Origin of the sequence: Nocardia sp. NBC_01377 (assembly GCF_045040005.1) — a bacterium.
In the GTDB taxonomy this organism is placed as follows: domain Bacteria; phylum Actinomycetota; class Actinomycetes; order Mycobacteriales; family Mycobacteriaceae; genus Nocardia; species Nocardia noduli.
This window is the reverse complement of record NZ_CP109566.1, coordinates 3,895,616-3,908,889: the sequence shown is the minus strand read 5'-3', so window position 1 is coordinate 3,908,889 and position 13,274 is coordinate 3,895,616. Positions and strand designations below refer to the sequence as shown.

The window sequence follows — 13,274 nt, the reverse complement described above, 5'->3', positions numbered from 1 at the left end:
TACGGCCACCCGTGGCGGCGGCGGTGATCACAGATTGCGGCGCATGCACCTGTGTGTATTCCTGAATAGGAATTATTACCATACAGGAATACGATGCCGCTTCGGGCGGGAAACGTCAAGGGGCCGAGGTGGATTCGCCTACTTCCAGGGCGAAGGTCGCCTACTATCCTCGGCTCGACAGAGCCGACGGAGGCGGGCCGCCAGGCGACGGTGAAGCATCGCACCCCGAAGCGACCTTCGAAGCGCGGGTTCGAGAGCATGCGGCACCCACGTCATCGCCTCGCGTTACGGAGAGGCAAGTCCGCGCATTCACGAACTTGACCCCTCGGACACCCTCGTGCACGATATTCCCATACGGGAATTGATTCCCGTATGGGAATTGAATTGCCTCTCTCTCCGCGCATCCAGAGGAAGTTGCCTGCGTGAACGAGTCTCACAGGCTGGCCGAAGCCAGCAGACCGGCCGATGACATCCCCTCTACCGAACGCGGCACTTCCCTGAAGGTGGGCCAAGGACGCCCCTTCCGCCGCTACGTGGTGTCCTACGCGTTCGCCTTGATGGGCTTCTTCATGCTCTTCGGGGCGGTCGGTGGGATCCTGCTACCGAACCAGGTGCAGGGAATCGAGTTCGACAAATTCTTCACCGGCGCCGACCACGGGGCCGATCTGCACCAACTCAGCGATCTGAAGGCACAGGTGGAAGCAGGTTCGGTCACTCCTTCCGCCGACCAGCAACGCCTGCTCGCAATCCTGGACAGGTTCGAGTCCGCGCGTGCCCAGAGTCTGTCCTACGTGCAAGCCGCGGCAGTCTTCGTCGCGATGTTCATCCAGCCGATAACCGGTGTGCTCTCGGATCGGACCCGGTCGCCATGGGGGCGGCGCGCCCCCTGGATCGTCGGTGGTGCTGTTCTCGGCACGCTGCTGCTGGTCGGCCTGCGATACTCCCCGACCATCGCGTACATGGCAGTGTTCTGGGCTCTCTCCCAACTCCTGCTCAACGTCAGCTCCGTCCCTCTCACGGCAACGGTCGCCGATCGTGTCGATGCGCGGAGGATCGGCATGGCGTCCGCCATCTCCGGTCTGTGTTCGATGCTCGGAGCGGCCGTCGGCGCCGTCGGCGCCGGACTTGCCTTCGACACTCTCGGCTTGGATGCCTATTACCCGTTCGCGCTGGCATTCGTCGTCCTCGCGACACTGTTCGTGCTGATCAGCCGCGACCGCTCATCGATGGAGCTCACGACTGCGCCGATGGAGTGGACGGATACCTTCAGGTCGTTCGTGATCCCGCTGCGAGACTCCGATTTCCGCTGGGTCTGGTTCGCCAAGATCGTCATGATGTTCGGGTACTCGATCTCCATCCTGTACTCGATCTACATGTTGCAGAGCTACGTCCATCCGGCCCTCAGCCCCTCCGAGGCGACGAAGATCGCACCGCTGCTCCAGGTGGCGGCCCTGCCGTGCATGCTCGTCGCCATGGTGGTGGTCGGACGCTGGTCGGACCGGATAGGACGCCGCAAACCCTTCGTCTTCTGGACATCCGTCCTGATGGCGACCTCCATGCTCATACCACTGATCTGGGCTACGGTATCCGCCCTGTTCATCCAAGCCGTGATCGCCGGAATCGCACTCGGTGGATACGTCGTGGTCGATCAAGCGCTGTTCATCGACGTCATCGAAGACAAGAAGACCGCGGGTCGCGACCTGGGCATGGCGAGCATGGCAGGCAATCTCGGCCAAGGCATCGGTCCCATCATCGGTGGACAGGTCGTCGCGTTGGCCGGGGGCTATCGTGCGGTGTGGGTGGTCGCCGCGGTGGTCGTTCTCGCCGCCGCGGCCGCCATCATCCCGGTGAAACGTGCTCGATAGCCCGCCTACCCTGAAACGAAAGGACGACTCACTCGTGAACTCCACCGAATCCGGCCACCCCTACCGGGACTCGTCGCTGCCGGTCGACCAGCGGGTCGAGGACCTGCTCTCCCGGATGACCCTGCAGGACAAGGCCGGGCTGATGTTCCACGAAATGGCGTTCGTCTCCGATCTCGATGAGCCGGGCCAGTTCGGAAAACCTGCACTGCGCGCGTCCCTCGACAAACGCATCAACCACTTCAGCACCTTGTTCGTCCCATCGGCCCGTGAAATCGCGGTGTGGCACAACACCGTGCAGGAGGCCGCGTCGAGGCATCCGCTCGGCATCCCGGTGACCCTGTCCAGCGATCCCAGGAACTCCTTCACCAACAATCCGCTGACCGCACTGATGGCCGGTCCCTTCAGCCAGTGGCCCGAACCTCTCGGCTTCGCCGCTATCGGCTCGGAGCAACTCGTCGAGCGTTTCGCGGACGTGACACGGCGCGAGTACCTCGCGGTGGGCATCAGAACAGCGCTCCACCCGCAGATCGACCTTGCCACAGAGCCGCGCTGGGCCCGTACGAGCGGCACCTTCGGCGAGGATGCCGACCTCGTCTCCCGTCTCGGGGTCGCCTACGTGCGCGGGCTTCAGGGAGAGAGCGTCGGGCCGGAGTCGGTGTCGGCGATGGCCAAGCACTTCCCCGGCGGTGGGCCGCAGAAGGACGGTGAGGATCCGCACTTCGCCTATGGCCGCGAGCAGGTCTATCCGGGAGGACGTTTCGATCTGCACCTGCAACCGTTCAAGGCCGTCATCGCGGCGGGCGTCTCGCAGATCATGCCCTACTACGGCATGCCCGTCGGCACCGAGTACGAAGAGGTCGGCTTCAGTTTCAACAAGGCCATCATCACCGATCTGCTGCGCGAGCGACTCGGCTACGACGGAATAGTGTGCAGCGACTGGGGCATTCTCGGCAACACCTGCTGGGGCGTGGAGAATCTCACCTACGAAGAACGCATGCTCAAGGCTTTGGACGCCGGAATCGACCAGTTCGGCGGCGAGAGCAAACCGGAAGCCCTTGTCGCTCTGGTGAAGGCGGGCAAGGTCGAAGAGAAACGCTTGGACTCCTCCGTGCGACGACTCCTGCGTGAGAAGTTCGCGCTGGGCCTGTTCGAAAACCCGTTCGTGGACCCCGACAGCGCCGATCGCCTGGTGGGCGCCCCCGAGGCACGCGCCGAAGGACTCGCGGCTCAGGCCGCCGCGCACACTCTTCTCGAGAACGCCGACCAGGGCCCCGCTTCCTTACCACTGTCGAGTGGCCTGCGGCTGTATCTGGAAGGACTCTCCGCCCAGGCGGTCGGTGACCGCGCTTCGGTGGTGAACACCCCCGAGGAAGCCGATGTGGCCGTGTTGCGACTGGCCGCACCGTGGCAATCGCGCGGCGAACCGGGAACCCCCGAATCGTTCTTCCACGCAGGCTCCCTCGCGTTCCCCGCCGAGGAAGTATCGCGAATCACCGAGATCTGTGAGAAGGTCCCCACCGTCATCGACATCTACCTCGACCGCCCCGCCATCCTGGCCGATATCGAGCAGGCCGCCGCATCGATCATCGCCAACTTCGGTGCCTCGGAAACCGCGTTCGTCCAGGTACTGTTCGGCGAAGCCGCCCCCGAGGGCAAGCTGCCCTTCGACATTCCCTCCTCGATGGCGGCTGTCGAAGCCAGCCGATCCGACACACCTCACGACACCGCCGCCCCGACCTATCGATACGGCTTCGGGCTCCGCTACTCCTGACCGCGCCGCCTCCGGATAGAAAGACACTGTGAGTAACCAACAGTCCCCGCCGCCCGATAGCTCGGAGAATGTCCCCGCCCGCCGCCGAAGAAACCCGGGGCAGCGTGGTCCTGGTCACCGTGCGAATCTGACCAGGCAGGTGATCTTGGCCGCCGCCGCCGATCTCGATCCCGAGAAGCTCACATTGCAAGCGGTCGCCGACAGCCTCGGCGTCGACCGCAAGGCTGTCACCTATCACATCTCCAAACGCGAAGAACTGCTCGCGCTCATGGGCGCGGAGGCATTGGCGGCCCAACTCGAGGATCTGGTCCTGCCGAAGGCCGACTGGAAGGCCGCGGTCCGGGTGTTCGCCGTGGGAACGCGCGACGCACTCCTGCGAGAGCGCACGCTCGGCATCTACGTCACCGAGGTATCGACGTGGGCGTTGATGAAGCCGGCCGAACAGTTGGCCGAGATTCTGTTGGACGCCGGATTCGGGGACGACGCCGCGGGAAGAGCGCTGGCTCTCATCACAGCCGTCGCCCACGAATCCGCTCGCGCCCAACTTCTCACCGACCAGTTCGGGGAGCATCCCTCGAGAGTCGAGATCCTACGTGTCCTCGACGAGTTGCCCGAAGGCGAACTCCCGGTTCTACGACGGATCCTTCCCGAGCTTCGCGTGTTGGAGGCCGACCGCCTCGACTTCGACCTGACGATCCTCATCGCGGGTTTCGAAGCCTGGCTGGCACACCACCCGCAAGTCCTCACATTCCGCTCACATCCCGGCGATCGGCCCTCACCCGCCGATCGCCGCTCGGTTTCGAAAGAACTATGACCATCGAGAAAACGCCTGTCACCACCGAAGACCGAACCGTCACCGGCCGCCACGGGGACTTCCGCGTGCGCGACTACCGACCGGCGGTGACCACGACGAACACCCCCATGGTGTGGGTGCACGGAGGTGGATTCGGCTCCGGAGACCTCGACATGCCGGAATCACACGCGGTCGCGACGGCCATCGCGTCCACGGGTCGTCCTGTCACGACGGTCGACTATCGGCTGGTGCCAGCTTTCGCACTGATCGGCCGATTTCGCTTGAAACCCTCGACGAACCGCTACCCCGTACCCCTGGACGACGTTACTGACGCCGTGCTCGATACCGTCGGCAGGCACCCGGGCCGCGCCGTCATCCTGGGAGGCGCTAGCGCGGGCGCATGCCTAGCGGCCTCCGCCACGATGCGGGTACGACAGGACATGACCGCGGCCCCCACGGGCCTGCTCCTGGTATACGGACTGTTCCACGCCCAGCTCCCCGCGCTGTCCGCGAATTTACGCCCCCGCTTGCGTGGTATCGCGCGACTCGGCGCAGCACCGGAGATCTTTCGCCGAATGACCATGAACTATGTCGGAACCGACGAACTATTCGCCGATCCCGCCGTGTTTCCCGGAACCGCCGACGTCCGCGGGTTCCCCCCCACCCTGCTGCTCGATGCCGACCGCGACGCACTGCGTGCCTCGAGCGAGGCATTCGCCGATCATCTGCGCGCCGTGAACGTCCCGCTCAGCACATCGGTGATTCCCGAAACCCGTCACGGCTTCCTGAACAAGCCCGGCTCCCGCGGCTACCCCGAGGCGATCGCGACGATGACCGATTGGCTGAGTCATCGAGACCGGAACTGAACACAGCGGCAATCTGCCGAGGAAGGCCGTTCTCGCGCGCCGCCGTTGTCAATCGGGATCGATGACCCGCAATTCGATCCGGACGGGGTCACACCCGTCGGCAGTGACAGTGATCCCGACTTCTCCCGCTTCGTGGCCTGCTCGGATGACCGCGAGAGCGCGTCCGTTGAACGTGCGATGGGTGTCGGTGGCGAAACCTTCGGTGGTGATGGGCTCCGCGCTTCCCAGTCCGAGAAGTGTGGCCGCACCCTCGACCCGCACCGTGACAGGGCGATCGGCCAGGGGGCGTACGGTTCCCGCGTCATCGGTGATCGAGATCGGTATATAGGCGAGATCGGCGCCATCGGCCCGCAGTGTGGTGGTCTCGGGTACGACGGTCAGCCGAGTTCCGGTGGTCGCGCTGACCAGAGTCCGACGTCCGATCTCGCTGCCGTCCTCGGCGTACGCGATCGCTGTCAGCCGGCCCGGCCGGTAGGGGAGGGTGAACTTCGCGAGATAGTCCCTGTCCGCCCCCGATGGCGCGGATCCCACGGTTTCGCTGTCGAGTTTGAGCTCGACCCACGCGGCGTCGGCGTACACTTCGACGGTCGCGGTGCGCCCCTCACAGCCCTCCCAACTCCAGCTCGCGATGGAGTTGGTGGCCCGCCAGCCGGTATCCATGACCTTCTCGCCGGAGTGGTCGACCGGTTCGACGGCTATGTGTGGCCCTGCCGAGAGGTGCCAGCCGATCTCATCGAGGTAGGACTGGGTCTGGCGGAACCCCGTGATGTCGATCACCGGCTCCCCGGCGAGCAGAGCGGGGTACGGGTGGTAGATCGCGCGCTTGGTCGTGCCGTACCGCTTCACCGCGATACCGGCCTCGCCGATGTAATCCCAGCCGGTCCAGGCGAAGTCACCGATCACATAGGGGAGGTGTTCGATCCTCTTCCAGATGGTCGCCGTCTGCGCGGCTCGGGTCTCGCTTCCGACGATCACCCGGTCGGGGTGCAGCTTTCCGTCGAGTTCGTATCGGCCGACCATGTAGTTGTACCCGGCGACATCGACTTCCGCGTAGATCTCACGGGTGCGTCTATCCACCGCGGGAAGCCTGACGATGCGCTCGAGCATCCTGTCGAGCACACCGAGCAGAAGGTTCAGCACGCGGATGAGGTTCTTGTTCGGATTCTCCTCGCCGGTCCGGGCTGATTCGACCTTCTTCTCGATCTTCGCGTCATCGCGCGAGGCGATGAGGTTGAGGAAGCCGTTGACGCTGTTGGTGATCAGTCGTGTCGGGTCGAGTTCGCGTGTCTTCTCGGCGATCAGACGGTTGGCGGCGATCCCGCGCGGTGCGGCGGTCTCGGAGATCTCGTTTCCGATCGAGTACATGATGACGGAAGGGTGATTGAAGTCGTTGGCGATCAATGCTTCGAGATCACGCTCCCACCACTGTTCGAAGTATCGGCTGTAGTCGTACTTCACCTTCGGCACGAACCATGCGTCGGTGAGCTCGTCCATGACGAGCATGCCGTGCCGGTCGCAGGCACGCAGCAACGCTCGCGATGCCGGGTTGTGCGAACTTCGGATCGCGTTGAACCCGGACTCCTTCAAGATGCGGATCCGCCGCTCCTCGGCCGCGTCGAGTGTGTGCGCTCCGATCACGCCGTTGTCGTGATGGATCGCGGTCCCGCGCAGTTTCACCGACCTGCCGTTGATTCGCAGCCCGTTTCGAGCGTCGACGGTCAGCGTCCGGATCCCGAACTCTTCCCGGGTGGTGTCGACGGTCCGGCCCCCCTCCGAGACGGTGACCTCGGCCCGATACATGTGCGGGGTGTCGGGTGACCAGAGCGCCGCTTGCGCGACCGAAACCTGTTGGCGCAGCTCAGCCGTGCCGTGGGCCGGAATGGCGAGTTCGCCGATCGTCGGCTCGATGGCCGCCCCATCCGGGCCGGTGAACCGAGCGCTCACCGTGACCGTCCGCGCTGCCTCGGAGTCGTTCACCACGAGCGTCACTACGCCGACGATCGCCGTCGATCCGGATAGTGCCTCTGTGGCGATACGCACGCCTGTCGGGGCGATGCGAACGCGTCCTCCGACCATCAGGTGCACCGGACGATAGATGCCGCTGCCCGTGTACCAGCGACTGTTCGGCTCATCCGAATTGTCGGCCACGACCTCGATAGTGTTCTCGGTCCCGAATACGAGGAAATCGTCCACGGCGACATGGAACAGCGCGTATCCCGAGGGACGCTCGCCGGCGAGCCGACCGTTCACGAACACCTGTGAACGGTGATAGACACCTTCGAATTCGAGGACCACGGCCCGCTCGCGCCATTCTTCCAGAGCCGTGAACGATTTCGAATAGCGGTAGACACCACCCGGGTAGAAGCCGGTGTTCCCGCCGTTCTTGCAGTCGGGGTCACGCGCCTCGAAGAACATCGCGTCGTAGGGCAGGGTCACAGGCCCGACCGGCGCTCCCGCCGCCGCGCCGTCACCCTTTCGGACATACCACTGCTGATCGAAGGACTCTCGAAGCATGAAACTTCCCTTCCGGGCTGGCGGGGCTTGGCGGATCGCCGGCTCGACGTGAACCGGCACCGCTCCGGCCGCCGTCCGTCGACCTTCGGATGACGTGCTCGATCACGGTCCTCGCCGAATCGAGCGCGTCGCCGTGTGACGGTTGCGAATGGACGCAGGGATCTACTTCGTCGGGGCAGGTGACCCGTACCCGGCGGCGACGATGTTGGCGTGAACCGCGTTCTCGGCTTCGTCGGTCGGAAGGTTCCTCGTGATCACACCTTCGAAGAAGTCCCCGGCGCCCGAGCCGCCGTCGCCGCCCGTGCCCAGGATGATCGCACCCTGCTTACGCATGGGTGAGTAGCCGTTGCCGTCGGCCGGGTTCGGCACGAACGGCTTGGGGGGCAGCGGACCCGCGTAACGGGTGGACAGCGCCCCCGACTGGGCGTTGCCGCCCTTGAGGGCGAAGAAATTCGTGCCGTCGTTCTTCAACATCGCGGTGACATACGGGTATTGCTCTCCGACGTAGCCGGGGTCTCGACTCACGCCGGTATCGGACCCGTACAAGCCGTTCTCGAGATCGGCTTGAACGAAGGGGCCATCGCCCTTGCACTGCGAGTCCGGCGGGACGCCGCCGAAGAAGTTCGGCATAGCGCCGACTCCGTTGGGGAACCAGCATATGGTCGACAGGTTGACCGCGTCCATGGTGCCCGCACCGTCGTCGGTGTCGTCGGTCTCGGCATTACCGAAGTCGAAACAGCACGTGCTGTTGAAGTGGTCGCCACCCGCCACCATGTACATGCCTTCGGGCTGGTCGCCGATCGGCATGTTGGCGGTCTGGTTGTTTCGGTATCCGGAATGCTCACCGTCGAAGTACATCCCGTACACCTTGTGCCCCGCTATCACGATAGGCAGAAGGCTCGCGTCCAGGAGATGGAACGGGATCAGTCGGAGTAAGCCGTGCGTCTCGAACGACAACGGCTCCGGAAGTCCGAGGTCGTTGTGGTTCGGCGACTGGTCGAACACCTTGGCGAACACGCACGTGGTGCCCGTGCAGAACTCGTCGTGCGCGGCCGCGTCGGCGTATCCATCGGGCAGCACACCGATGTTGAGCGAGGCCCGGTCAGAAGCCCGCTCGAGCTGATAGAGCGGCCCTCGATAAGTCGCGGAGAGCGCGCGCGTCGTGCTGAACGCGGCGACACATGGTGATTCGGCGGCCATATAGATGTCGCAAGGTCCCTGGGGGCGCCCCTCGCTCGGTGCGGCAGTAGCCAACGGAGCCACTCCCAACACCACGACGAGCACAGACACGACCATCCCGATCGCCGCCGTGGCGACAGAGCGCGTACGTCTGCTCCGCCTGTGACTCGGAGGCGATAGGAAACGGTCGTGACGATTCCGCGAGGCGCTCTCGCGCGTTCGACGCCAGCCGTGGGATCTGGTCGGCTCCATAAGTCGGCCCTTCCTATAGTGAGTGCCAACGGCACGCATCCGCGCACCGATGCCCGAGATCCGCGGCAACGACACTCGCCGCGGCGAACGCAGTGGTCAGCGGCAATGAATCCCGAACGTTCGAGCATCATCGCAGCGGTGATCACCGGAATCGACACCGTCCTGATCACCCAGACATCACGAGGGCGAACACCCGTACGGGATGTCGATCCACGCTCGTTCGAGTCCGGTACCCGGACGCCACCAACTCGTAGTCGTGTGCCCGACGCAAGCCTACGACCGCGAATTACGTTACCGATAGTAAAGTAATTTGTCCAAAGCCGGTAGGGAGACCTCCCAGAAGATCGTTCGACGTTGGCGGGCCAGCCGGCCCGTCCGCGGTGCCGACCGAGGACGTCGCCCTCGACCAATTGGCCCACCCGACGACGACTGGATCGCGGCCTGCGCATCGGTGCCGCGTGGCCTGCCGCGCCCGACTACGGCACCAGCACGGCGCGGCCGGTGACGAGCCCGCGTTCGAGTCGGTCCATGGCATCCCGGCCGTCGGTGAGATCGAAACGCTCGACCTGGACCCGGAGTTTGCCCGCGTGGGCCAGTGCGACCGCGTCGATCAGATCACTCTTGGTACCGCCGTAGGACTTTCGGATCGACGCTCCCCACGGCCAGCCCGTCGCGCCCGCTGCCCCGGTGCTCAAACGCAGGGTGCCGCCCGCGACACCGATCATCCGGTAGGCCCCGTTCGGGGCGACGGATTCGAGCGCCAGCGCCGCTGTCGCTTCGCTTCCGACGAAGTCGAGCACCACCTCCGCCCCTCGCGCCTCGGTCAGTTCGAGGACGCGCTGTGCGGTATCCGTTTCGGCGATCAGGCCGAGTTCCGCGCCGCAGCGGGTGGCGAGGTCGAGTTTGTCACGGCCGACATCGATCGCGATCACCCGCGCGGCGGACGTGGCCGTCAGGATCTGCACGGCCACGTGACCCAGTCCGCCGACGCCGATCACCACGGCGGTCGAGCCGGGGCGCAGCAGATGTGCGACGCCCCTGATCACGTGACAACTGGTCAGTGCGGCGTCGGCGAGCGGGGCGGCCTCGGCGTAGTCCAGATCGCCGATCGGCACGAACGAACTCGCGGGGATACGGATGTAATCGGCCATGCCGCCGTCGGGGCCGAGTCCAGGGCACGGTGGCGACGCACCGCGACCTGCGGCGAGGCACACGTTCTCGTTTCCGCTCACACATTCTCGACAGCGGCCGCACGACCAGCAGAGGTAGACCAGGCCGCGTTCGCCGAGCACACGGCCTTCGACGTCCGCTCCGATCGCTTCGACCGCACCCGCGACCTCGTGCCCGAGCGTCATCGGATGCGGCCGCAGCGTGTGCGACAGGCGAAGGACGTGCAGATCCGAATGGCAGACACCGGCCGCGCCGACGCGCAGCAGCAGATCGGCCGGCCCGATCTCGGGTATCGGGACCTCGCGAATCTCGAGGACGCCGGGTGCGGTCAGTTGTAGGGCGCGCATCGCTCACCTCGTGTCGCGGGGGATATCGGGCGGGAACGGAAGCGGACGCGCTCCGCTGCCACCGCGTTCGGGCGGTGCTGTATCCGCTCAGGAGCGTGGCGGCGCGGCACGCGGAAAACCGGTCAGGTTCGGGAAGTTACTGATCTCCCAGCCACCGTCGACGACGAGACTGGTGCCGGTGATATAGGACGCGTCGGCACTGGCCAGATACAGACACGGCGCGGCGACCTGCTCGGGGGTCGCCGCTGTGCCCAGCGGTATCCGGTCCAGGAAGTCGGCGCGGGCGGGCGGATCGCTCAGCACCCTGGCCATCATCGGGGTGTCGACCAGCCCGGGCAGAACTGTGTTGACGCGAATGCCGAAGGCGGCCAGTTCGATCGCGGCGTTCTTGCCGAACATCTCGACACCGGCCTTCGCGGTCGCGTACGCGCCGTTGCCGAAGACCGGGATGTGCGCCGCGAGCGAGGCGACATTGACGATCGCACCGCCACGGCCGCTGTCGCGGATCAAGCGGGCGGCGTGTTTGGTGCCGAGGAAGACGCCTTTCTGGAGCAGGTCGACCGTGAAGACCCAATCCTGCTCCGTCATATCCACGATCGCGGCGGCGCGGGCGGCGCCCGCGACATTGAAGGCCAGATCGAGACCGCCGAATCGGTCCGCGGCGAGACCGACCGCGGCCGCGACCGCGGTCTCGTCGGTGACATCGGCCGCGGCCGCGACGAATGCCGGGCCGAGTACGGTGGCCAACTCGTCGAGAGCCGTCGCGGCGATGTCGATTCCGACCACCGTGGCGCCCTCGGCGATCAGCCGGGTGGCGATCGCGGCGCCGATTCCGGAGGCGGCGCCGGTCACCAAGGCGGTCTTGGCGCGAAATCTCGATGTGCTCACCGCTGATACGTCTCCTGTGCCGATCGGGTCCGCGGCTGTCACCGGCGCTCGAGAATGTGTACGGCGCAGGCGGTTCCGAGGTCGTAGCCGCCTCCGACCACGTGGGTGAGGCCGAGCCGGGCACCCGGGACCTGACGCGCGCCCGCACGGTCGCGCAGGTGTGTGCACACTTCATAGACATTCGCGATCCCGGTCGCGCCCAGCGGATGCCCCTTGGACAGCAGCCCGCCGGAGACATTGACCGGAATGCGGCCGCCCAGCCGGGTGACGCCCTCGTCGACGAGTTTGCCCGCCTCCCCGTCGGCGCAGAGGCCGAGGTTTTCGTAATGCACCATCTCCGCGGTCGCGAAGCAGTCGTGCAATTCGACCAGGTCGAGGTCCTCCGGACCGACTCCCGCGGATTCGTAGACCTGGGCGGCGGCCAGGCGGGTGGCCGAACTGAAATCGGGCAACGCGGTTCCGCGTTCCTGGTAGGGATTGCTCGTCATCGCCGAGGCCCGGATCTTCACGGCCCGGTCGGTCAGCCCCAGACGCTCGACCGCGGCCTCCGACGCCAGTACCGCCGCGGCGGCGCCGTCGACATTCACCGAACACATGAGCTTCGTATTCGGATACGAGATCATCTCCGACGACATCACCTCATCGAGTGAGGCTTCCTTGCGGTACATCGACTTGGGATTCATCGTCGAGTGGAAATGATTCTTGACCGAGATCTTCGCGAATTGCTCGAACGTCGTGCCGTACTTCCGGGTGTGTTCCACCCCGATCTGCGCGAACATCGCCGGATTCGAGGCGGATCCGATGAATCCCTCCGGGGAGACGCCCGCGCCACCGCCGAGCAGGCCCTTCCCCATTTGTTCCACGCCCACGGCGAGCACCAGGTCGTAGACTCCTGCCAGTACGGATGTCCAGGCATCCCGGAACGCCGTGGCGCCGGTGGCGCAGGCATTCGCCACATTGGTGACCGGAATTCCGGTTTGGCCGATTTCGGCCAGCAGTCGCTGGCCCACCATCGTGCGTGCCTCGTAGACGTTTCCGCAGTAGAGGGCCTGAATATCCGCGATGGTCAGATCGGCGTCGTCCAGCGCGAGCAGCGCCGCCTCGGCGGCGAGATTCGGCACGGTCCGCTCCGGATACCGGCCGAAGCGGATCATATCGACACCGACGATGTAGACGTGGCTCATCGGAAACCTCCGGAGGTGGTCCCGTTCGCCGGGAGGAAGTGATAGCTCAGGTAGGCGCGGCCCGCCGCGCCCGGAGGCACGACCTCGGTGAAAACCAATTCGACCGGCATGTCGAATGGGATGGATTCCGGTGTGGGGGCGACGTTTTCGAGTGTGCCCCGGATATGCGCGCCGTCGCTCAGGTCCACGGTCACCGCGACGAACGGTGTCCTCACCCCGGGAAAGCTGCGGTGCACGATGGTGAAGGCGTAGACCGTGCCTCGGGTCGCCAGCCGGACCTCGCTCATCCGGTCGCGGGTGAAGCAGCGTGCGCAGACCGACCGGCCGCCCGCGAAGATCGCGGTGCAGCCCGAACATCGGGAGCCCGCCAGATAGTGCTGCCCGTCGGCGTCCGTCCTGATGGCCGGGATCAGCGGTTCGGCAGTGATGTTGTCGTTCGGCATCG

10 protein-coding genes are annotated in these 13,274 nt (G+C 65.5%); 4 read left to right on the top strand and 6 right to left on the bottom strand.

All coding sequences use genetic code 11. The features are described from left to right. Nucleotides 1–422: 422 nt before the first annotated feature. Genes OG225_RS18000 through OG225_RS17985 form a run of 4 tightly spaced genes read left to right on the top strand, consistent with a single transcriptional unit; the run spans nucleotide 423 to nucleotide 5,295 of the window. Nucleotides 423–1,865 carry an MFS transporter gene (locus OG225_RS18000; protein ID WP_405182722.1) on the top strand — a complete coding sequence of 481 codons (1,443 nt, stop codon included), beginning with the start codon at nucleotides 423–425 and terminating at the stop codon, nucleotides 1,863–1,865. 34 nt (nucleotides 1,866–1,899) lie between these two features. Beyond that, nucleotides 1,900–3,636, top strand: coding sequence for a glycoside hydrolase family 3 N-terminal domain-containing protein (locus OG225_RS17995; protein ID WP_405182721.1), 1,737 nt, complete (start codon nucleotides 1,900–1,902; stop codon nucleotides 3,634–3,636). Between the two features lie 28 nt (nucleotides 3,637–3,664). Continuing rightward, a complete protein-coding gene (locus tag OG225_RS17990; protein ID WP_405182720.1) occupies nucleotides 3,665–4,450 on the top strand; it encodes a TetR/AcrR family transcriptional regulator C-terminal domain-containing protein in 786 nt (261 codons plus the stop codon). Beyond that, nucleotides 4,447–5,295 carry an alpha/beta hydrolase gene (locus OG225_RS17985; protein WP_405182719.1) on the top strand — a complete coding sequence of 283 codons (849 nt, stop codon included), beginning with the start codon at nucleotides 4,447–4,449 and terminating at the stop codon, nucleotides 5,293–5,295. The genes OG225_RS17990 and OG225_RS17985 overlap by 4 nt, the downstream gene beginning before the upstream one ends. A 48-nt stretch (nucleotides 5,296–5,343) precedes the next feature. On the opposite strand, the gene OG225_RS17980 is transcribed toward OG225_RS17985, so the two are convergent. From OG225_RS17980 to OG225_RS17955, 6 genes are all read right to left on the bottom strand, one after another. Beyond that, complete coding sequence (locus tag OG225_RS17980) at nucleotides 5,344–7,809, bottom strand: glycoside hydrolase family 2 TIM barrel-domain containing protein (RefSeq protein WP_405182718.1); 2,466 nt, start codon at nucleotides 7,807–7,809, stop codon at nucleotides 5,344–5,346. A 162-nt stretch (nucleotides 7,810–7,971) separates the two neighbouring features. Next, on the bottom strand, nucleotides 7,972–9,099 hold the full coding sequence (locus OG225_RS17975) for an arabinofuranosidase catalytic domain-containing protein (RefSeq protein WP_405182717.1): 1,128 nt from the start codon (nucleotides 9,097–9,099) through the stop codon (nucleotides 7,972–7,974). A 617-nt stretch (nucleotides 9,100–9,716) separates the two neighbouring features. Beyond that, nucleotides 9,717–10,757 carry an alcohol dehydrogenase catalytic domain-containing protein gene (locus OG225_RS17970; protein WP_405182716.1) on the bottom strand — a complete coding sequence of 347 codons (1,041 nt, stop codon included), beginning with the start codon at nucleotides 10,755–10,757 and terminating at the stop codon, nucleotides 9,717–9,719. Between the two features lie 87 nt (nucleotides 10,758–10,844). Next, nucleotides 10,845–11,645 (bottom strand): SDR family NAD(P)-dependent oxidoreductase, encoded by an 801-nt coding sequence (locus OG225_RS17965; RefSeq protein ID WP_405182715.1) that lies wholly within the window; start codon nucleotides 11,643–11,645, stop codon nucleotides 10,845–10,847. A gap of 38 nt (nucleotides 11,646–11,683) precedes the next feature. Continuing rightward, nucleotides 11,684–12,829, bottom strand: a complete 1,146-nt coding sequence (locus OG225_RS17960; protein ID WP_405182714.1) for a thiolase C-terminal domain-containing protein — start codon at nucleotides 12,827–12,829, stop codon at nucleotides 11,684–11,686. Then, on the bottom strand, nucleotides 12,826–13,272 hold the full coding sequence (locus OG225_RS17955; protein ID WP_405182713.1) for a Zn-ribbon domain-containing OB-fold protein: 447 nt from the start codon (nucleotides 13,270–13,272) through the stop codon (nucleotides 12,826–12,828). The genes OG225_RS17960 and OG225_RS17955 overlap by 4 nt, the downstream gene beginning before the upstream one ends. Nucleotides 13,273–13,274: the final 2 nt, after the last annotated feature.